This is a genomic window from Burkholderia pyrrocinia (genome assembly GCF_018417535.1).
Classification (GTDB): domain Bacteria; phylum Pseudomonadota; class Gammaproteobacteria; order Burkholderiales; family Burkholderiaceae; genus Burkholderia; species Burkholderia pyrrocinia_E.
Genome location: NZ_CP070977.1, coordinates 1,951,993 through 1,971,937 on the forward strand (window position 1 = coordinate 1,951,993; position 19,945 = coordinate 1,971,937).

At 66.1% G+C, this 19,945-nt stretch carries 22 protein-coding genes; 9 read left to right on the forward strand and 13 right to left on the reverse strand.

Annotated elements, in window-relative coordinates:
• Positions 1–143 precede the first annotated feature (143 nt).
• Positions 144–644, forward strand: a complete 501-nt coding sequence (locus tag JYG32_RS09070; protein ID WP_174383168.1) for a dihydrofolate reductase — start codon at positions 144–146, stop codon at positions 642–644.
• 80 nt (positions 645–724) lie between these two features.
• Here JYG32_RS09070 and pmbA read toward each other — a convergent pair whose 3' ends face one another.
• A complete protein-coding gene (pmbA, locus tag JYG32_RS09075) occupies positions 725–2,095 on the reverse strand; it encodes a metalloprotease PmbA (RefSeq protein ID WP_174383167.1) in 1,371 nt (456 codons plus the stop codon).
• Between the two features lie 127 nt (positions 2,096–2,222).
• On the opposite strand from pmbA, the gene yjgA reads away from it, so the two are divergent.
• Both yjgA and mog read left to right on the forward strand, forming a co-directional pair.
• Positions 2,223–2,828 carry a ribosome biogenesis factor YjgA gene (gene yjgA, locus JYG32_RS09080; protein WP_283842725.1) on the forward strand — a complete coding sequence of 202 codons (606 nt, stop codon included), beginning with the start codon at positions 2,223–2,225 and terminating at the stop codon, positions 2,826–2,828.
• Positions 2,809–3,420: a molybdopterin adenylyltransferase gene (gene mog / locus JYG32_RS09085; RefSeq protein ID WP_213265349.1), complete on the forward strand. Its 612-nt coding sequence runs from the start codon at positions 2,809–2,811 to the stop codon at positions 3,418–3,420. The genes yjgA and mog overlap by 20 nt, the downstream gene beginning before the upstream one ends.
• A 34-nt stretch (positions 3,421–3,454) precedes the next feature.
• Here mog and orn read toward each other — a convergent pair whose 3' ends face one another.
• Positions 3,455–4,075, reverse strand: coding sequence for an oligoribonuclease (gene orn / locus JYG32_RS09090; protein ID WP_213265350.1), 621 nt, complete (start codon positions 4,073–4,075; stop codon positions 3,455–3,457).
• A gap of 117 nt (positions 4,076–4,192) precedes the next feature.
• On the opposite strand from orn, the gene JYG32_RS09095 reads away from it, so the two are divergent.
• The 3 genes from JYG32_RS09095 (at position 4,193) to JYG32_RS09105 (ending at position 6,772) form a co-directional block, all read left to right on the forward strand.
• A complete protein-coding gene (locus tag JYG32_RS09095; protein ID WP_213263370.1) occupies positions 4,193–5,452 on the forward strand; it encodes a M48 family metallopeptidase in 1,260 nt (419 codons plus the stop codon).
• Positions 5,449–6,390 (forward strand): ribosome small subunit-dependent GTPase A, encoded by a 942-nt coding sequence (gene rsgA / locus JYG32_RS09100; RefSeq protein WP_213263371.1) that lies wholly within the window; start codon positions 5,449–5,451, stop codon positions 6,388–6,390. Before JYG32_RS09095 ends, rsgA begins: the two co-directional genes overlap by 4 nt.
• 64 nt (positions 6,391–6,454) lie before the next feature.
• Complete coding sequence (locus JYG32_RS09105) at positions 6,455–6,772, forward strand: DUF2007 domain-containing protein (protein ID WP_213263372.1); 318 nt, start codon at positions 6,455–6,457, stop codon at positions 6,770–6,772.
• Between the two features lie 63 nt (positions 6,773–6,835).
• Here the strand turns inward: JYG32_RS09105 and JYG32_RS09110 are convergent, their stop codons facing one another.
• From JYG32_RS09110 to rpsP, 6 genes are all read right to left on the reverse strand, one after another.
• The gene (locus tag JYG32_RS09110) at positions 6,836–7,774 is read right to left on the reverse strand and encodes a CobD/CbiB family protein (protein ID WP_213263373.1); all 939 of its coding nucleotides are present in this window, start codon (positions 7,772–7,774) and stop codon (positions 6,836–6,838) included.
• 120 nt (positions 7,775–7,894) lie between these two features.
• On the reverse strand, positions 7,895–8,581 hold the full coding sequence (locus tag JYG32_RS09115) for a CoA pyrophosphatase (RefSeq protein ID WP_213263374.1): 687 nt from the start codon (positions 8,579–8,581) through the stop codon (positions 7,895–7,897).
• 87 nt (positions 8,582–8,668) lie between these two features.
• Positions 8,669–9,061 (reverse strand): 50S ribosomal protein L19, encoded by a 393-nt coding sequence (gene rplS / locus JYG32_RS09120; protein ID WP_011883860.1) that lies wholly within the window; start codon positions 9,059–9,061, stop codon positions 8,669–8,671.
• 132 nt (positions 9,062–9,193) lie between these two features.
• Positions 9,194–9,988: a tRNA (guanosine(37)-N1)-methyltransferase TrmD gene (trmD, locus tag JYG32_RS09125; protein WP_096472767.1), complete on the reverse strand. Its 795-nt coding sequence runs from the start codon at positions 9,986–9,988 to the stop codon at positions 9,194–9,196.
• 1 nt (position 9,989) lies between these two features.
• Complete coding sequence (rimM, locus tag JYG32_RS09130; RefSeq protein ID WP_065500478.1) at positions 9,990–10,667, reverse strand: ribosome maturation factor RimM; 678 nt, start codon at positions 10,665–10,667, stop codon at positions 9,990–9,992.
• A 42-nt stretch (positions 10,668–10,709) separates the two neighbouring features.
• Complete coding sequence (rpsP, locus tag JYG32_RS09135) at positions 10,710–10,964, reverse strand: 30S ribosomal protein S16 (protein ID WP_006050280.1); 255 nt, start codon at positions 10,962–10,964, stop codon at positions 10,710–10,712.
• Between the two features lie 152 nt (positions 10,965–11,116).
• On the opposite strand from rpsP, the gene JYG32_RS09140 reads away from it, so the two are divergent.
• Together JYG32_RS09140 and JYG32_RS09145 are read left to right on the forward strand one after the other, a co-directional pair.
• Positions 11,117–12,256 carry a PQQ-dependent sugar dehydrogenase gene (locus JYG32_RS09140; protein ID WP_213263375.1) on the forward strand — a complete coding sequence of 380 codons (1,140 nt, stop codon included), beginning with the start codon at positions 11,117–11,119 and terminating at the stop codon, positions 12,254–12,256.
• 108 nt (positions 12,257–12,364) lie between these two features.
• A complete protein-coding gene (locus JYG32_RS09145; protein WP_174383155.1) occupies positions 12,365–12,832 on the forward strand; it encodes an NINE protein in 468 nt (155 codons plus the stop codon).
• A gap of 52 nt (positions 12,833–12,884) precedes the next feature.
• Here JYG32_RS09145 and JYG32_RS09150 read toward each other — a convergent pair whose 3' ends face one another.
• Positions 12,885–14,063: a PA0069 family radical SAM protein gene (locus tag JYG32_RS09150; protein WP_433960821.1), complete on the reverse strand. Its 1,179-nt coding sequence runs from the start codon at positions 14,061–14,063 to the stop codon at positions 12,885–12,887.
• A 90-nt stretch (positions 14,064–14,153) separates the two neighbouring features.
• Positions 14,154–14,642 (reverse strand): Lrp/AsnC ligand binding domain-containing protein, encoded by a 489-nt coding sequence (locus JYG32_RS09155; RefSeq protein ID WP_012492860.1) that lies wholly within the window; start codon positions 14,640–14,642, stop codon positions 14,154–14,156.
• A 145-nt stretch (positions 14,643–14,787) separates the two neighbouring features.
• Between JYG32_RS09155 and JYG32_RS09160 the strand changes: the two genes are divergently transcribed.
• Positions 14,788–16,074, forward strand: a complete 1,287-nt coding sequence (locus JYG32_RS09160) for a D-amino acid dehydrogenase (RefSeq protein ID WP_174383153.1) — start codon at positions 14,788–14,790, stop codon at positions 16,072–16,074.
• Positions 16,075–16,167: 93 nt separating this feature from the next.
• Here the strand turns inward: JYG32_RS09160 and JYG32_RS09165 are convergent, their stop codons facing one another.
• The 3 genes from JYG32_RS09165 to JYG32_RS09175 form a co-directional block, all read right to left on the reverse strand.
• The gene (locus tag JYG32_RS09165) at positions 16,168–17,958 is read right to left on the reverse strand and encodes an acyl-CoA dehydrogenase (protein ID WP_213263377.1); all 1,791 of its coding nucleotides are present in this window, start codon (positions 17,956–17,958) and stop codon (positions 16,168–16,170) included.
• A gap of 97 nt (positions 17,959–18,055) precedes the next feature.
• On the reverse strand, positions 18,056–18,991 hold the full coding sequence (locus tag JYG32_RS09170) for an electron transfer flavoprotein subunit alpha/FixB family protein (RefSeq protein WP_174384378.1): 936 nt from the start codon (positions 18,989–18,991) through the stop codon (positions 18,056–18,058).
• Positions 18,992–19,007: 16 nt separating this feature from the next.
• Complete coding sequence (locus JYG32_RS09175) at positions 19,008–19,757, reverse strand: electron transfer flavoprotein subunit beta/FixA family protein (protein WP_213263378.1); 750 nt, start codon at positions 19,755–19,757, stop codon at positions 19,008–19,010.
• Between the last annotated feature and the right edge of the window lie 188 nt (positions 19,758–19,945).

Consider the following 19,945-nt stretch of genomic DNA (forward strand, 5'->3'; position numbering starts at 1 on the left):
TTATTCAATCCGTCACCGCGACGCATGGCATCACGCGTCGTGGCGCGCGGTACTGGAAAGCGGATGCGCGTGTCCGGAATCCTGCACGCACCGCCGTTCCGGTAGAATCGGCGCCATTCCGGTTTTCCTCTTTCCCGACCTTCATGACGACGTTGACCCTGATCGTCGCGCGCGCCCGCAACGGCATCATCGGCCGCGACAACCAGTTGCCCTGGAAACTTCCCGAGGACCTCGCGTTCTTCAAGCGCACGACGATGGGCGCGCCGATCGTGATGGGCCGCAAGACCCATGAGTCGATCGGCCGGCCGCTGCCGGGCCGCCGCAATATCGTCGTCACGCGCGACGCAGCGCGCCGCTTCGATGGCTGCGACACGGTCACGTCGCTCGCCGACGCGCTGGCCCTCGCGGCGCGCGACGGGGTGCCCGAGGCATTCCTGATCGGCGGTGCGCAACTCTACGCGGAAGGCCTCCTGCTCGCGGACAAACTGGTCGTCACCGAGATCGATGCCGACTTCGACGGCGACGCATCGTTTCCGGCACCCGACGCCGCGCACTGGCAGGAAGTCTCGCGCGATGCGCACCAGGCGGCCGCACCGAACACATTCGGCTATGCGTTCGTCGTCTACGAACGCAAGCGCGGCTGACGCGTCGCGCTCAATGAGAAAAGCCCGACCAGTTCACGGTCAGGCTTTTTCAATTCGTGGCGGCCTGCGCCGCGCGCGGCTTACTGCCCCGCGATCGTCATCTGCTCGATCAGCACCGAGCCCGTTTCCTTCGTGCCGCGCACGATCGAATCCGCGCCGATCGCGACGATATGCCGGAACATCTCCTGCAGCGTGCTCGCGACGGTGATTTCCTCAACCGGATACTGGATCACGCCGTTCTCAACCCAGAAACCTGCCGCGCCGCGCGAATAGTCGCCCGTCACATAGTTCACGCCCTGCCCCATCAGCTCGGTCAGAAGCAGACCCGTACCGAGCTTCTTCAGCATCGCGTCGAAATCGTCGCCCGGCTGCGTGGTCGAGCTGCGCAGCGCGAGGTTGTGCGAGCCACCCGCGTTGCCGGTGGTCTGCGTGCCGAGCTTGCGTGCCGAATAGGTCGACAGGAAGTAGCCTTCGACGACGCCGTCCTTGACGACGCTGCGCGCACGCGTACGCACACCTTCCTCGTCGAACGGCGCGCTGCCCATCGCGCGCGGCACGTGCGGATCCTCGACGACCTGGATGTGCGGCGCAAACACCGGCTTGCCGAGGCTGTCGACGAGGAACGACGTCTTGCGGTACAGCGCGCCGCCGCTCACGGCCTGCACGAAGGCGCCGAGCAGGCCGGCCGCGAGCGGCGCCTCGAACAGCACGGGGACCTTGCGGGTGTCGAGACGGCGCGCGCCCATCCGCGCGAGCGCACGCTCGGCCGCGTAACGGCCCACCGCTTCCGGTGCCGCGAGATCGATCGCGCTGCGCTTCGACGAATACCAGTCGTCGCGCTGCATGTGTCGGCCGCTGCCCGCGATCGGCGCGCATGCGATGTAGTGGCGCGAGTACGGATAGCCGGACAGGAAGCCGCGCGACGTCGCGAGCACGAACTGCGAATGCTGCGCCGACACGCTCGCACCTTCCGAATTGCGGATCTGCGGGCTGACCGCGAATGCGGCATCTTCCGCGCGGCGGGCGAGCTCGACGGCCTCGTCGGCCGTCAGCGCCCACGGGTGATAGAGATCGAGGTCGCGCGGGTCGGTTTCGAGCAACTCGGCCTCGGCGAGGCCGGCCGCTTCGTCCTCGGCCGTGAAGCGCGCGATGTTGTAGGCGGCGGCGACGGTATCCTTGATCGCGGCCGGCGAGAAGTCCGACGTGCTCGCGTTGCCGCGCTTCTTGCCGATGAACACGGTCACGCCGACCATCTTGTCGCGGTTGTGCTCGATCGTTTCGACTTCGCCGCGACGCACCGACACCGACAGGCCGTCGCCCTCGGAGATTTCGGTCGCGGCGTCCGACGCGCCGAGTGCCTTCGCATGGCGAAGGATGTCCGACGCGATTTCTTTGAGCTGGTCCTGCGTGTGCGGGAAATAGCGCGCTTGTACGTCGAGATTGGCTGCCATCGTCTTGGTATCCGGTGGCGGGCGGGCGCCCGCATGTTCAAAATGTTGCGTATCCCGCGATCATAGCAAGGTCCGGGGCCGGGCACAGACAAGCTTGGGGTGCGCGCGCCGCGATACAATGCCGCCCATGACACGCAAAACCCGAATCCAGCCGATCGAGCATGCCGTCGAAGACGACGACAACGGCTACGATCGCCCCAGCAAATCCCAACTCAAGCGCGAGATGCACGAGCTGCAGGTGCTCGGCCAGGCGCTCGTCGATCTGCCGAAAGACGCGCTGAAGCGCATGCCGATGCCCGAAAGTCTGTCGGACGCCGTTCGCGAGGCGCGCCGGATCACCGATCACGAAGGCAAGCGCCGCCAGCTCCAGTACGTCGGCCGCGTGATGCGCTCGCTGACCGACGACGAGACGGCCGCGCTGCGCACCGCGCTCGACGCGCAGCGCGGCGTCAACAAGGCCGCGACGGCCCGCCTGCACTGGATCGAGCGCACGCGCGACCAGTTGCTCGCCAACGACGACGCGCTGACCGAATTCCTGCGCCAGCACCCCGAGGCCGACATCCAGGAAGGCCGCACGCTGATCCGCAACGCGCGCAAGGAAGCGCAGCAAGGCAAGCCGCCGCGCTACTTCCGCGAGCTGTTCCAGTGGATCAAGACCTCGAGCGGCACGCCCGGCGGGGACGACGAAGCGGCCGACGACGCCGGAGACGACCATGACGACGACGAAGCCTGACCACCCGGACGAGCTCGTCGTCGGCCTCGTGTCGATCAGCGACCGCGCCAGCACGGGCGTCTACGAAGACAAGGGCATTCCGGCGCTGCAGGAGTGGCTCGCCGGCGCGCTGGTCTCGCCGTGGCGCGCCGAAACGCGTCTGATCCAGGACGACGCGCCGACGATCTCCGCAACCCTCGCCGAACTCGTCGACGTCGCCGGCTGCGACCTCGTGCTGACGACGGGCGGCACGGGCCCCGCGCGCCGTGACGTGACACCCGAGGCCACGCTGGCCGTGGCGACGAAGGAAATGCCGGGATTTGGCGAACAGATGCGGCAGATCAGCCTGAATTTCGTGCCGACCGCGATCCTGTCGCGGCAGGTTGCGGTGATCCGCGAGACGGCCGACCATGCGGCGCTGATCATCAACCTGCCCGGCCAGCCGAAGTCGATCCGGGAAACGCTCGAAGGGCTGCGCGATGCCGACGGCAAGTCGACCGTGTCCGGCATCTTTGCCGCGGTGCCCTACTGCATCGACCTGATCGGCGGCCCGTACATCGAGACCGACGCCGCGGTGGTCGCGGCGTTCCGGCCGAAAAGCGCGCAGCGCTGAACGTTTGTCGAGCGCTGAGCGCGTGCCGGCCCGCTCAGGCGGCCGGCGCCGACTCGCCTGCCGACGCCGGCGCGGCCGGAATCAGGAAATGCTCGCGGTAGTACTTCAGCTCGTCGATCGACTCGTGGATGTCCGCGAGCGCCGTGTGCATCGCGCGCTTCTGGAAGCCCTTGTAGATCGCGGGCTGCCAGCGGCGGCACAGCTCCTTCAGCGTGCTCACGTCGAGATTGCGGTAGTGGAAGAATTTCTCGAATTCCTGCATCCAACGCGCCATGAAACGGCGGTCCTGGCAGATCGAATTGCCGCACATCGGCGACTTGCCGGGCGATACGTACTGCGCGAGGAACGCCTGCAGCTGCGCGGCGGCTTCCGCCTCGGTTACGGTCGACGCGCGCACGCGGTCGATCAGGCCCGAGCGGCCGTGCGTCGACTTGTTCCAGTCGTCCATCTTCGCGAGCGTTTCGTCGCTCTGGTGGATCGCGAACACGGGGCCTTCGACGGCCATGTCGAGCGTGGAATTGGTCACGACGACCGCGATCTCGATGATGCGGTCGTTATCCGGGTCGAGGCCCGTCATCTCCATGTCGAGCCAGACGAGGTTCAACTCGTTGCGCACGAGCGCGGGCTGGCTGGCGGAAGCGGCGGTATCGGTCATGAGTCATCCTGGAAAATGGCGGACGGCGCGCGGCGCCGCCCGGGCGGGCGGCATCGCATCAGCGGGACCGGTCCGCAAGAACATATAATTCTCGCATAGAACCCTTTGGCGCCTTCGATGTCACCCTTTTCGTTCACCCTGCTGTTCGCGCTCGCCGTGCTCGCGATGGTCGTCACCAAGCTGTGGCTCGCGTCGCGGCAAATCCGCTTCGTTGCCGCGCACCGCAACGGCGTGCCCGCGCAGTTCAGCGCAACCATCCCGCTGACCGCCCACCAGCGCGCGGCCGACTATACGGTCGAGCGTACCCGGCTGACGATGCTTGAGATCGTCGTCAGCGCGGCCGTGCTGGTCGGCCTCACGCTGCTCGGCGGCATCGGCGCGCTCGACACGCTGCTGACCGGCTGGCTCGGCCGCGGCTACGGGCAGCAGGTCGCGCTCGTCGCCGCCGTGCTCGTGATCACGAGCGTGATCGACGTCCCGTTCGAGTATTACCGCCAGTTCGGAATCGAGCAGCGTTTCGGCTTCAACCGGATGACGAAGCGGCTGTTCTTCACCGACATGCTGAAAAACTCGCTGCTCGGCGCCGTGCTTGGCCTGCCGCTGCTGTTCGTCGTGCTGTGGCTGATGAACCAGGCCGGCAGCCTTTGGTGGCTGTGGACCTGGATCGTCTGGGTCGCGTTCCAGATGCTCGTGCTGCTGATCTACCCGACCTTCATCGCACCGATCTTCAACAAGTTCGAGCCGCTGAAGGACGACGCGCTGCGCTCGCGCATCGAGTCGCTGATGAAGCGCTGCGGCTTCGCGGCGAAGGGGCTGTTCGTGATGGACGGCAGCCGCCGCTCCGCGCACGGCAACGCGTACTTCACGGGCTTTGGCGCGTCGAAGCGGATCGTGTTCTTCGACACGCTGCTCGCGCGCCTGTCCGGCCAGGAAATCGAAGCCGTGCTCGCGCACGAACTCGGCCATTTCAAGCGCCGCCACGTGATGAAGCGGATGCTCGTGTCGTTCGTGCTGAGCCTCGTGCTGCTTGCGCTGCTCGGCTGGCTGGCGCAACGCACGTGGTTCTATACGGGGCTCGGTGTCACGCCGTCGCTCGACACGAGCAATGCGGGCGCCGCGCTCGTGCTGTTTTTCCTCGCGATTCCGGTGTTCCTGTTCTTCGCCACGCCGTTCAGCAGCCTCGCGTCGCGCAAGCACGAATTCGAGGCCGACGCGTTCGCGGCCAGCCAGACCGACGCGCAGGATCTCGTCAGCGCGCTCGTGAAGCTCTATGAAGACAACGCGTCGACGCTGACGCCCGACCCCGTCTACACGGCCTTCTACTACTCGCATCCGCCCGCATCGCAGCGGATCGACCGCCTGCTGCAGCACGCATGAGCCGGCCGACCTCCCGCAAGCCGGCCCCGCGCGCGTCGGGCGCGCAACGTGTCGAAGGCCGCGTGATCGCGGCGCATGGGCGCCACTACATCGTCGCGCCCGACGACGGCGGCCCGATGCTGCAGTGCTTCCCGCGCGGCAAGAAGAGCGACATCGCGGTCGGCGACCGCGTCGTGTACGAACACGCGTCGGCCGACCAGGGCGTGATCGTCGAGATCGGCGAACGGCGCAACCTGCTGTACCGTTCCGACCAGTTCAAGTCGAAGCTGTTCGCAGCCAACCTCGACCAGTTGCTGATCGTGCTCGCGACCGAGCCCTATTTCAGCGAGGACCTGCTCGGCCGCGCGCTGATCGCCGCCGAGGCGAACGAGCTGAAGCCGCTCGTCGTGCTGAACAAGATCGACGTCGAAGCCGCGCTGCCGGTTGCGCGCGAGCGCCTCGCACCGTACCGCGCGCTCGGCTACGACGTGCTCGAGCTGTCGGTGAAGGGCTCGCCCGACGACGCGCGCGCGCAACTGATGCCGCACCTCGCCGGGCATTCGACGATCCTGCTCGGCCAGTCCGGGATGGGCAAGTCGACGCTCGTGAACCTGCTCGTTCCCGATGCCGAAGCTGCGACGCGCGAGATCTCGGCCGCGCTCAACAGCGGTCGCCACACGACGACGTTCACGCGCCTCTACCCGCTGCAGGGCGGCGGCGCACTGATCGATTCGCCGGGCTTCCAGGAGTTCGGCCTCTACCATCTGACGGAAGGCCGTCTCGAGCGCGCGTTTCCGGAATTCCGGCCGCTGCTCGCGGACTGCCGTTTCTATAATTGCCATCATCTGCAAGAGCCCGGCTGCGCGATTCTCGAAGCGGTCGACGACGGCCGCATCGCACCGTCACGGCATGCGCTGTATGCGCAGCTCGTGCATGAAGCGAGCCAGATCGTCCGCTGATCGCGCGACAGGCGCGCGGCGGCCGGCCGTACTGTTCGGCCGGCCTTCACCGACAGGAGCCGCCATGCGTTTCAAGGCACCCGATCTTGCGACGGCGCAGCATTGGGCCAACGTGCTTCAGGTGGCCGGCATCGGCTGCGAGCTGCATAACTGCTACGCGACCGGTGCCCTCGGCGGCCTGCCCGCCGACGCGTGCACGCCCGAGCTGTGGCTCGACGACGAACGCGACGACGCGCTCGCGCGCCGGCTCCTCGATACCGCATCGAACGGCGCGTCGGCCGGTGCCACGCCATGGCGCTGCCGACAGTGCGGCGAGACGCTCGAGGCCCAGTTCACGGCGTGCTGGCAATGCGGCGCCGTGCGCGATCCGCGCGACGACTGACCCACAGCAAAAAGGCCGGCATCATGCCGGCCTTTGCCTTTCATCGGGCGCTGCGCCGCCCCGTCACGACACCCAGACGGCAAGCGTCAGCATCAGCAGCAGGATCATCCACAGGATCACCGCGCGCCAGACGAGGCCAACCGCCGACTGCAGCGTCCGCGGCGTGCAATCGTCACCGACCGTCAGCGGGCCGCTGTCGCCGACCGCCAGCGCGTCGAGGCTCGACGGTTCCGCAAGCGGCCCCGCGAGACGTGCGCCGAGCGCCCCGCTGCCGGCTGCCAGCAGCACGCCGTCGTTCGGGTCGGGCCACTGGCGCGTGTGGTTGCGCCACGCGTAGATCGCATCCTCGAAATTGCCGACGATCGCGAAGCCGAGTGCGGTGAGTCGCGCGGGAATCCAGTCGATCACGAAGAATGCGCGTTGCGCGAACGTCGAGAAGGCGGCCGTGCGGTCGTCGCCCGGCGTCGACCAGCTACGTGCGAGGTATTCGGAAATCCGGTATAGCACGGCGCCGGCCGGGCCGATCGGCAACACATACCAGAAGAACACGCCGAACACGTGGCGATGCGACGCGACCACTGCGTGGATCAGCGTGTGTCGAACGATTTCGCCGACCGGCATGTCGACCGTGTCGATGCCCGTCCACTCGTGCAGGATTTCGCGCGCGCGCGGCACGTCGTCGTTGTTGAGCGCGAGGTGGATGTCGGTGAAGTAGTGGCTGAACTGGCGGAAGCCGAGCGTGAAATACACGACGACCACGTTCCACAGGAACGCGAGCACGAAGCTCACCTTGTACAGCAGGAAATAGATCAGCGCGACGATCAGCACCCACGGCAACACGACCGCGAGCCACGCGAGGATGCCGTGCTTCTGCTTGCCGGCGTCGAGACCATGCGCGACGGTTTCCGCATGAAACTGGAACAGCGCGAACACTGGATTGTTCGGCGACAACGCGCGGACCTGTTCGATGATGAGGGCGAGGAGAACCGAAAAGAAAGTCATGCGTGGCGCCGTCTTCGGAGTTATGTCATTTTTTGCATAACGATAGCACAGCGTAAGCCCCGCATGGCTGCCGGCGCGGTCGCCCGGTGGCCGACCGCGCGCGCCGGCCGGCGTGTACGCCTATGCGGCGACCAAGAAGCGGTACAGATTGCGAAACATGCCGGCAGTTGCGCCCCAGATGAAGTAATGCCCGCCTGGTTCGCCGTTCGGATAAGGCATCGCAAAAAAACGACGTTCGCCGCCTTCCCAGCGAAACACGCGGACCTGATGGTTCGCGGGATTCATCAGGAACGCGAGCGGCACCTCGAAGATCTCGGCCACTTCGAACGTGTCGGCCTGCACGGTAAACGGCGGATGCACGAGCCCGACCACCGGCGCCACGCGGAAGCCGGTGCCGGTCAGGTAGTCGGGCAGCGCACCGAGGATTTCGACACGTTCGGCGGCCAGCCCGATCTCTTCCTTCGCCTCGCGCAGCGCGGTGGCAGTCGCATCGCGATCGAACGGTTCGCGACGGCCGCCGGGAAAGCTGATCTGCCCGGCATGGTCGTTCAGGTGGTCGGCGCGCTGGGTCAGCAGCACGGTGAGGCCCGACTCGCGGACCACGAGCGGCACGAGCACGGCCGCGCTACGCGGATCGACACCTTCCTGCAGCCTCGCCTCCCCGGGCTCGACACTCCAGTCGAGCGTGCGCGCGAAACGCTCGCGCAAGCCGGACGGTGTCATCAGGCGGGGATCGATGGCGGGCAGGCCGGCGCCGGTGCCTTCGACCGGCAAGACTTCGGGATCGATGATGGGGCGGCGATTCAATGGGGCTCTCGGGTTCGTGTCGTATCGAGCATATTGTCGCGCCAGAATGAAAAAAGCACCCGGGTGGGTGCTTTTTCCTTACAGATCTTACTCTTGGGAAGCTGCTGCGGTGCGATCCTTCGACACCAGCTTTTCCTTGATTCGAGCCGACTTGCCCGAACGCTCGCGCAGGTAGTACAGCTTCGCGCGACGCACATCACCGCGGCGCTTCACGACGATGCTCGCCAGCAGCGGCGAGTACGTCTGGAACGTACGCTCGACGCCTTCGCCCGACGAGATCTTGCGGACGATGAAGTTCGAGTTCAGGCCACGGTTGCGAATCGCGATCACGACGCCTTCGTAAGCCTGAACGCGCTTGCGGTTACCTTCAACCACGTTCACGTTCACGATCACCGTGTCGCCCGGGGCGAATTCGGGGATCGTCTTGCCGGCGAGCGCGCGCTCGATTTCTTCCTGCTCAAGTTTTGCGATGAGGTTCATCACTGACTCCTAATGCCATCATGGCGGCGTTTGCGCCTGCCTGCTTCCAGGCCGGCCCCGACAGAGGATGGGTTCACATCAGGCGCCGCACACGCATGTACGGCACCGCCAATTCCCGCCCGCGACGCCGCCTCAGGAGGCGTCCTTCGCTTCGCGTGCGAGGTTCGCAAGCCATGCCTCGTCGGCACGGCTCAACAACTTTTCGCGACGCGCCCGGACGATCAGGTCCGGCCGCTTCCGCAACGTATTCCTCAATGCTTCCTGGCGCCGCCACCGCTCGATCTCGGCATGATGCCCGCCGAGCAGCACGTCCGGTACGCGCACGCCATCGTATTCCTCGGGACGCGTGTAGTGCGGACAATCGAGCAGGCCGTCGACGAAACTGTCCTGCACGGCCGACTGCGAATCGTTCAGCACGCCGGGCAGCAACCGCACGACCGCATCCATCATCGCCATCGCCGGCAGTTCCCCGCCCGACAGCACGAAATCGCCGAGGCTGATTTCCTCGTCGACGCAACGGTCGAGCAGGCGCTGGTCGATCGCTTCGTAGCGGCCGCACAGCACGACGACACCCGGCTCCTGCGCCATCCGCACCGCACGCTCGTGCGTGAGCGGCGCGCCCTGCGGCGACATCATCACGACACGCGTGCTCGCGATGCCCTGCTCCGCCTGCGCCGCCTTCGCCGCGCCGATCGCAGCTTCGAGCGGCCTGGCCAGCATCACCATACCTGGACCGCCGCCGTACGGACGATCGTCGACCGTGCGGTAGTTGTCCGTCGTGAAATCACGCGGGTTCCAGGTGCGCAGCCCGAAGCGCCCTTGCTTGACGGCCCGGCTGGTGATTCCCCAGTCGGTCAGTGCGCGGAACATCTCGGGAAAGAGCGTGACGACGTCGAACTGCACCGCGCTCTCGTTAACCTGGTTCATTTCAGTAATCGGCTTCCCAGTCGACGACGATACGACGCGCCGCCTGATCCACCGTTTTGACGTATACGCCGACAAACGGGATCAGCCGTTCGTCGGTAGTCGGCTGACCGTCTTTGCCGGTCGCCGGGTACTCGACACGCATGATCGAATGCACGCCGTTGTCGATCATCCCGCTCACCTTCCCGAGCGCCACCGATTGCTCGTTGACGACATCGAGACCGATCAGGTCGACCCAATAGAATTCGTCCGCGGCCAATGCCGGGAAATCTTCCCGGCGCACGAACACGCGAAAGCCGCGCATGGCCAGCGCGGCATCGCGGTCGCTGACGCCCGCGGGTTGCGCAACGACCGTGTCGCTGTGCGTCTTCGACTGCATGATGCGGACGGAAAGCCGCTCCGCACCTCGTTCCAGCCACCAGCGGCGCGCGTTCAGCAGCGCGTCGCCGCCGCGACCGGCGTCGGCATGCGTCGCCACCTTGATCCAGCCCTTCAGGCCGTAGGCGTCGACCACCGCCCCGACCTCGACGGCATCGTCGGGCCAGGCTTGCGTCGCCTCAAGACTGCCCGGTTCGGCAGCCTGTCCGGCGTTCGCGACAACGTCGCGCTCGACCGGCTTGCGGACGAATGCGCCGAATGACGCACGCCCGCGCCTTGCATTACCGGAATCGTGACCCGCCATCAATGCACCTCACAGCCGGCACGACCGGCACACCGTGCCATGTTAGGCAGCCGGTTGCGCCTTTTGCGCTTCCTTCACGAGACGCTCGACGGTCGGCGACAGTTGCGCGCCAACACCTTGCCAGTACGTCAGGCGGTCCTGAGCGATACGCAGCGATTCGCCCTTCGTGGCGACCGGGTTGTAGAAACCGACGCGCTCGATGAAGCGGCCGTCACGACGGTTACGCGAATCGGTAGCAACGATGTTGTAGAACGGGCGCTTCTTCGAGCCGCCACGAGCCAGACGGATGATAACCATATGATGTCCTTCGGAAAACCGGGTTCGAAACTACTGAAACACGCGATTATAGCCGGAAACCAGAGGTACAACAAACACTTACGCGGAAAAAATCCGCGGACGGCCTGTCTGCCGGGCATACAATCGTCGTGTCCAGGACGTTCCCGACCGTCATGCCGCTCCTTCGCGCCGCCCCGACGCGCCGCGCGCAGCACCGTTTCATCGCGCTGCTTGCCGGCCTAGCCTGCCTCGCGTCCGCAACGGCGTTTACCGCGCCGTTGCCGGTCGATGAACTCGTCGTGCCGCCCGGCTTCCACGTGGAAGTGCTGACCGACGCGGTACCGACCGCACGCGAAATGGCGTGGTCGCCACGCGGCATCCTGTATGTCGGCACGCGGGAAGGCCGCGTACATGCGTTCGAGATGCACGAGGGCCGGATCAGCGCGCGCCACGTGATCGCGTCCGGGCTCGACATGCCCGTCGGCGTCGCCTACCGCGACGGGGCGCTCTATATATCCGCCGTGTCTCGCATCCTGCGCCTCGATCGCATCGATGACCGCCTCTCCAAGCCACCGCCCCCTGTCGTCGTGACCGACGCGCTGCCGACCGAACACCATCATGGCTGGAAATTCATTGCGTTCGGCCCCGACGGCAAGCTTTACGTGCCGACCGGCGCACCGTGCAATGTCTGTCTCGCCGATCGCAGCCGCTACGCGATCATCGCACGCATGAAGGCCGACGGCAGCGGAAGCGAGGTCGTCGCCCGCGGCGTGCGCAATACGGTCGGCTTCGCATGGCACCCCGATTCGGGCGAGCTCTGGTTTACCGACAACGGGCGCGACATGATGGGCGACGACGTGCCCGACGACAAGCTGAACCGCGCACCGCGTGCCGGCCTCGACTTCGGCTTTCCTTACTGCCATGGCGGCGATACGCCCGACCCCGAATTCGGCAGCGCCGACGTATGCCGCCGCTATGTACCGCCTGTATTGAAACTTGGTGCACACGTCGCGGCACTCGGCATGCGCTTCTATACCGGGCCGATGTTTCCGGCGTCGTATCGCAATAACGTGTTCATCGCCGAACACGGTTCGTGGAACCGCAGCACGAAGGTCGGCTACCGCGTGATGCGCGTCGTCGTATCGGCGGACGGCAGCCACGCGCGCCAGACCCCGTTCGTCACGGGCTGGCTGCGGCCCGACGGCACGGTATGGGGACGCCCGGCCGACGTGCTGCCGCTGCCGGACGGTTCGCTGCTCGTCAGCGACGACTACGCAGGCGCAATCTACCGCGTGACCTATGCGGCACCTTGACGCAGGCCGGGGGTGACCGGGCCCGACCGGGCATCGTAGAATGCGTGCCGGGCCGCGCGCCCGGGCCGGCCCGCCGGCGCCCATGCCAACGACAATACGCCGCCATCCATGTCCAGCAGCACCGCACCGTCCCGCCGCTTCCGCTCCAAGACGCTCACCGCCGCCCTCGCGTTCCTGTTCGGATCGCTCGGCGCGCATCGCTTCTATCTGTACGGCTTGCGCGATGTGTACGGCTGGGCACACCTGCTCGCGACGATCGTCGGCATCCCGGGCTTCCTGCTGCTCGCCGCGACCCAGCGCAGCGCCGGCCTCGGCTGGTGGCTCGCGCTACCCGGCGCGATCTCGCTCCTGGCGGCGTTCATCGCCGCACTCGTCTACGGGCTGCGCCCCGACGAAAAGTGGGACGCGCAATTCAACGCGGAAACGGGCAAACACAGCCGGTCGGGCTGGACCGTGATCTTCGTCGTGATCTTCTCGCTGCTGATCGGCGCGTTCCTGCTGATGACCGCGCTCGCGCTGTCGTTCCAGACGTATTTCGAATCGCAGGTCGAAGCAGCGAAGCAGATTTCGCAGTAAGCGCAGCGAACGCGACGCACCGGCGCCAACAGGCGCCGGTATTGCGCGCCGGTCAGAACAGGTTCAACTGCATGTCGTCGCGAGACTTCGCGCCGGCTGCACGTACTGCAACACGCGGCGCCGACACCGCGGCGGCCGGCGCGCCGCGAAATTGCGACAGATCGAGGATGCCGTTCGCGCGCTCGTTCAGCCCGAGCCGCTTGACGGCCTGGCGGAAACGCTGCCGCAACAGGTCGGCCCAGATCCCCTCGCCCTTCATCCGTTTCGAGAAATCCGAGTCGTAGTCTTTCCCGCCGCGCATGTCGCGCACGCGGTTCATCACGCGCTCCGCGCGATCGGGAAAATGCGCGGTGAGCCAGTTCTTGAACAGCGGCGCGACCTCCCACGGCAACCGCAGGATGATGTAGCTCGCATGCGTCGCGCCCGCTTCCGCGCACGCTTCAAGCACGCGCTCCATGTCGGGCTCGGTGACGAACGGAATCACCGGCGCAATGCTCACGCCGACCGGCACGCCCGCATCGCGCAGTGCGCGGATCGTGCGCAACCGGCGCGCCGGTGTCGCCGCACGCGGCTCGAGCGTGCGTGCAAGATCGGCGTCGAGCGTCGTGATCGTGACCGCCGCCATCACCTGCCCGCGCTCGGCCATCGGTGCAAGCAGGTCGAGATCGCGCTCGATCAGCGACGATTTCGTGATCGCGGCGAACGGCAATCCGCGATCATGCATGACCTGGATCACGCTGCGCGTGATGCGCAGGTCGCGCTCGACCGGCTGGTAGGCGTCGGTGTTGACGCCAAGCGCGATCGGCTCCGGCATGTAGCGCTTCCTCGAAATCTCGCGCTCGAGCAGTTCGGCCGCATTGACCTTCGCGTAGATGCGGCTTTCGAAATCGAGCCCCGGCGACAGGCCGAGATAGCTGTGCGTCGGCCGCGCGAAGCAGTAGATGCAGCCGTGCTCGCAACCGCGATACGGATTGAGCGATACGCTGAACGGAATATCGGGCGACTGGTTGTGCGTCAGGATGCTTTTCGCACGCTCCTCGAACACCTGCGTGCGAAGCGGCGCGGGGAAGTCGGCATCGTCCGACTCGTGCGTCCAGCCGTCGTCGACCGCTTCGCGCTGCGCGATCTCGTACCGCCCCTGCAGGTTGTCGACCGCGCCGCGCCCCTTGCGGGGCGCGGGCGGCGCTACCGGAAATTCGTTGTCGGACCGATTGCCCATGTGCCCACCCATTCGCCTGCACCCAATACTGTATATTTATACAGTATTGGGTGCAGCATGCCAAGGGCAGGATAAGGGGCCCGACAACAGGCCGCCGGCACGTCACTCGCCGACCGCGATCGTCAGCGTCTCCTTGATTTCCTCCATCACGACATAGCTCTTCGACTGCACGGCGCCGGGCAACTGCAGCAGGATGTCGCCGAGCAGCTTCCGGTAGTCGGCCATCTCGCCGATCCGCGCCTTGATCAGGTAGTCAAAATCACCGGACACGAGGTGGCATTCGAGCACCTCGTCGATCTTCATCACTTCCCGACGGAATTGCTCGAACATGTTGCCGCCCTTGTGGCCGAGCGTGATCTCGACGAACACCAGCAGCGCGGCACCCAGCTGGCCCGGGTCGACCCGCGCGTGATAGCCGGTGATCACGCCGTCCCGCTCCATGCGCCGCACACGCTCGATGCACGGCGTGACGGTCAATCCGACCTGTTCCGCGAGGTCTTTCATCGCCATCCGGCCGTCGTCCTGGAGCAGCTTGAGGATGCGCCGGTCGAGCTTGTCGAGCGAGCGTACGGGCTGACGTTGTGTTCTCATTTGTTTATGCTGAAAACCTGAAAAATACGATAACAAAACCTGGACATTCGACAATACCATAGCGCAAAAAACTAGATCAGCTAGAGGTTACACGGAGCCGCGGGTGCGCCCGGCCTCGATCTGGTCCCTTCCATCTGGAGCAGCTATGCGAGTCGTCATTCTGGGCAGCGGTGTAGTGGGCGTGGCAAGCGCGTATTACCTCGCGCGCGCCGGTCATGAAGTCACGGTGATCGACCGGGAAGCCGGCCCGGCACTCGAGACGAGCTTCGCGAACGCAGGCCAGATCTCCCCCGGCTATGCCGCGCCGTGGGCCGCGCCCGGCGTGCCGCTGAAGGCCGTCAAGTGGATGTTCGAAAAGCACGCACCGCTTGCGATCCGTCTCGACGGCACGCGCTTCCAGCTCCAGTGGATGTGGCAAATGCTGCGCAACTGCACGGCCGAGCGCTATTCGGTCAACAAGGGCCGCATGGTCCGTCTCGCCGAATACAGCCGCGACTGCCTGCAGGCGCTGCGCGCCGACACCGGCATCCAGTACGAAGGCCGCACGGGCGGCACGCTGCAACTGTTCCGCACGCAGCAGCAACTCGACGGCGCGGCGAAGGACATCGCCGTGCTGCAGGAAGCGAACGTGCCGTTCGAACTGCTGTCGCCGGCCGACCTGAAGAACGCCGAACCGGCGCTCGCCGCCGTTGCGCACAAGCTGACGGGCGGCCTGCGCCTGCCGGGCGACGAAACGGGCGATTGCCAGTTGTTCACGACGCGCCTCGCGGCGCTTGCCGAATCGCTCGGCGTCAAGTTCCGCTACAACACGCCGATCGATGCGCTCGCGATTGCGGGCGGCAAGATCGCCGGCGTGCAATGCGGCAGCGAGACGGTGCGCGCGGACGCATACGTCGTCGCGCTCGGCTCGTACTCGACCAGCTTCATCTCGAACCTGATGAAGATCCCGGTCTATCCGCTGAAGGGCTATTCGATCACCGCGCCGATCGTCAACGAAGCGGCCGCGCCCGTGTCGACCGTGCTCGACGAGACCTACAAGATCGCGATCACGCGCTTCGACCAGCGCATCCGCGTCGGCGGCATGGCGGAAATCGTCGGCTTCGACAAGAACCTGCGCGCCGCGCGCCGCGAAACGCTCGAGATGTGCGTGAACGACCTGTTCCCGGGCGGCGGCGACACGTCGAAGGCGACGTTCTGGACGGGCCTGCGCCCGATGACGCCGGACGGCACGCCGATCGTCGGCCGTACGCCGGTGTCGAACCTGTTCCTGAACACCGGCCACGGTACGCTCGGCTGGACGATGTCGTGCGGTTCGGGCCAGTTGCTCGCAGACCTGATCTCGGGCAAGAAGCCGGCGATCCAGGCCGACGACCTGTCGGTGCATCGTTACCTGAAGGAAGTGGCCGGCCAGACGCGCCCGGCATACGCATAAGCCACGGCTGCCCGCAGCAATGCGGGTCGGTCGGCATCAAGAAGAAAGGCGCCCAGAGGGCGCCTTTTTCATTTCATCGGATGCGTTGCGGGATCAGAACTGGTCTTCCGTCAACGCGAGCACACTCTCGTTGCCCTTCGCGCCGACGATCGACGCTTCGAGCGCGCCGGCCTGCACGAGAACGTGCTCCGCATAGCATTGCGCGATCGCGATCTTCGCGTCGAAGAACGCCGGGTCGCTCGCGCGGTTCGCCTGCGCCGCCACCAGCGCGCGCGCCATCTGCCACCCGCACAGCACCACGCCCGCCAGCTTCAGGTACGGCACGCTGCCCGCGAACACCGCGTTCGGGTCCCGCTTCACGTTCGCCACCACGTAGTCCACCACCGACGACAGCGCACCCGCACCCTTTTCCAGCTGCGCCTTCATCGACGCGGCCGCCGCACCGTCCAGCCTGCCCAGCGCCGCCACCGTCTCGCCGATCTCCGCGATCAGCGCCTGCGCCACCGCGCCGCCGTCGCGCATCGTCTTGCGACCCACCAGGTCGTTCGCCTGGATCGCCGTCGTCCCTTCGTAGATCGCCAGGATCCGCGCATCGCGATAGTACTGCGCCGCGCCCGTCTCCTCGATGAAGCCCATCCCGCCGTGCACCTGCACGCCCAGGCTCGCCACGTCGTTCACCATCTCCGTGCTCCAGCCCTTCACCACCGGCACCAGATACTCGTAGATTGCCTGATGACGCGCACGCGTCGCCTCGTCCGGATGGCGGTGGGCAAGGTCGCTGTGCGCGGCCGCCACGTACGCCAGCGCCCGCGCGCCTTCGGTCAGCGCTCGCATCGTGCCGAGCATCCGGCGCACGTCCGGGTGATGGATGATCGTCACCGACTGCTTGGCCGAGCCGTCCACCGGGCGGCTCTGCACGCGTTCCTTCGCGAATTCCGCCGCCTTCTGGTACGCGCGGTCGGCCACGCCGATCCCCTGCATCCCGACCCCGAAGCGCGCCGCGTTCATCATGATGAACATGTATTCGAGGCCGCGGTTCTCTTCGCCGATCAGGTAGCCGATCGCGCCGCCGTGGTCGCCGTACTGCAGCGCCGCCGTCGGGCTCGCCTTGATCCCGAGCTTGTGCTCGATCGACACGCAGTGCACGTCGTTGCGCGCGCCCGGCGAGCCGTCCTCGTTGACCATGAACTTCGGCACGATGAACAGCGAGATGCCCTTCACGCCTTCCGGCGCGTTCGGCGTGCGCGCCAGCACCAGGTGGACGATGTTGTCCGCCATGTCGTGCTCGCCCCACGTGATGAAGATCTTCGTGCCGAACACCTTGTACGTGCCGTCGCCCTGCGGCTCGGCGCGCGAGCGCACCAGCGCCAGATCGGAGCCCGCCTGCGGCTCGGTCAGGTTCATCGTGCCGGTCCATTCGCCCGAGATCAGCTTCGGCACGTAGCGCTGCTTCTGCGCGTCGGTGCCGGCCGTCAGCAGCGCCTCGATCGCGCCGTCGGTCAGCAGCGGGCACAGCGCGAACGACAGGTTCGACGCGTTCAGCATCTCGATGCACGGCGTCGCGATCAGCTTCGGCAGCCCCTGGCCGTCGTACTCGGCCGGATGCTGCAGCCCCTGCCAGCCGCCTTCGACGAACTGGCGAAACGCTTGCGCGAAGCCCGGCGTCGCGGTCACGACGCCGTCCTTCCAGCTGCTCGGGTTGCGGTCGCCTTCGACGTTCAGCGGCGCCAGCACCTCGCCGCAGAATTTCGCGGACTCGTCGAGCACGGCCTGCGCCGTGTCGTAACCGGCATCCTCGAAACCCGGCAACTGCGCAACGGCGTCGATGCCCGCGAGTTCCTTCAGCACGAACAGCATGTCCTTGACGGGTGCGACATAACTCATGGTGTGTCTCCCCTGCTCTCTTCTGTCGATGGCGAAAAAAAGGGGCGCTCGTCGCGCCCCTTTTCCCGTGTGCTTACCGCTGAAGCGTCACGCCGTGTCAGCCGAGCTCGGCCACGAGCTCCGGCACGAGCGCGAACAGATCGCCGACGAGGCCGTAGTCGGCCACGCTGAAGATCGGCGCTTCCGGATCCTTGTTGATCGCGACGATCACCTTCGAATCCTTCATGCCGGCCAAGTGCTGAATCGCACCCGAGATGCCGACCGCGATGTACAACTGCGGCGCGACGATCTTGCCGGTCTGGCCGACCTGGTAGTCGTTCGGCACGTAGCCCGCGTCGACTGCCGCGCGCGATGCGCCCAGTGCCGCGCTCAGCTTGTCGGCCAGCGGCTCCAGCACCTTCGTATAGTTCTCTCCGCTGCCCAGACCGCGGCCGCCCGACACGATGATCTTCGCGCTGGTGAGTTCCGGACGGTCCAGCTTCGTCACTTCACGGCTCACGAACTGCGACTTGCCGGCATCGGCCGCTGCTTCGATCTTCTCGATCGCTGCGCTGCCGCCTTCGGCCGCAACCGGATCGAAACCCGTCGCACGCACCGTGACGACCTTGATCGGATCGCTCGACTGCACCGTCGCGATTGCGTTGCCTGCGTAGATCGGGCGCTCGAACGTATCAGCACTGTCAACAGCGGTGATGTCCGAGATCTGCGCGACGTCCAGCTTCGCTGCGATGCGCGGCGCGATGTTCTTGCCGTAGGCCGTCGCCGGCGCGAGGATGTGCGAGTAGTCCTTCGCGATGTTCAGCGCGGTCGCTTCGACGTTTTCCGCCAGGCCTGCTTCGAGCTGCGGCGCGTCGGCCAGCAGCACCTTCGAAACACCCGCGATCTTTGCCGCTGCGTCTGCAGCCGCTTGCGCATTGTGGCCCGCGACCAGCACGTGAATATCACCGCCGATCTTCACCGCCGCCGCCACCGTGTTCAGCGTCGCGGCCTTGATCGACGCGTTGTCGTGTTCTGCAATCACCAGAATCGTCATTTCTATCCGCTCCCTCTTACAGCACCTTGGCTTCGGTCTTCAGCTTCTCGACCAGCGTCTTCACGTCCGGCACCTTCACGCCGGCTGCGCGCTTCGGCGGCTCGACCACCTTCAGCGTCTTCAGACGCGGCGTCACATCCACGCCCAGGTCTTCCGGCTTCACGATTTCCAGCGGCTTCTTCTTCGCCTTCATGATGTTCGGCAACGTCACGTAGCGCGGCTCGTTCAGGCGCAAGTCGGTCGTCACGACCGCCGGCAGCGTCAGCGACAGCGTTTCCGCGCCGCCGTCGACTTCACGCGCGACCGTGGCCTTGCCGTCGGCAACCGTCACCTTCGACGCGAACGTCGCTTGCGGCAGGCCTGCCAGCGCAGCCAGCATCTGGCCCGTCTGGTTCGAATCGTCGTCGATGGCCTGCTTGCCGAGGATCACCAGTTGCGGCTGTTCCTTGTCGACCAGCGCCTTCAGGATCTTCGCGACGGCCAGCGGCTCGACGCTGTCGTTCGACTCGACGAGGACCGCGCGATCCGCACCGATCGCCAGCGCCGTGCGCAGCGTTTCCTGCGCCTGCGTGACGCCCACCGACACGGCGATCACTTCGGTCGCGACGCCCGCTTCCTTCAGGCGCACGGCTTCTTCGACGGCGATTTCATCGAACGGGTTCATCGACATCTTCACGTTCGCGATGTCGACACCCGTGTTGTCCGACTTCACGCGGACCTTCACGTTGTAATCGACCACTCTTTTCACTGGCACCAGGATTTTCATGCACACGCTCCAAAGTTACGAATACGACCAGAGGCCATTCTATAGCGAGGCCTCATGACTGCGCGGCCAAGCGGACCCATCCATCGTGGCTGTCGAGGATACCGCTTCTTGGCGACGCGCCAATGATAGCGAACGGTCGTTCTATTTTAAAAGAGAAAAAACCCGGACGCAAAGCCCGGGTTTTCGAT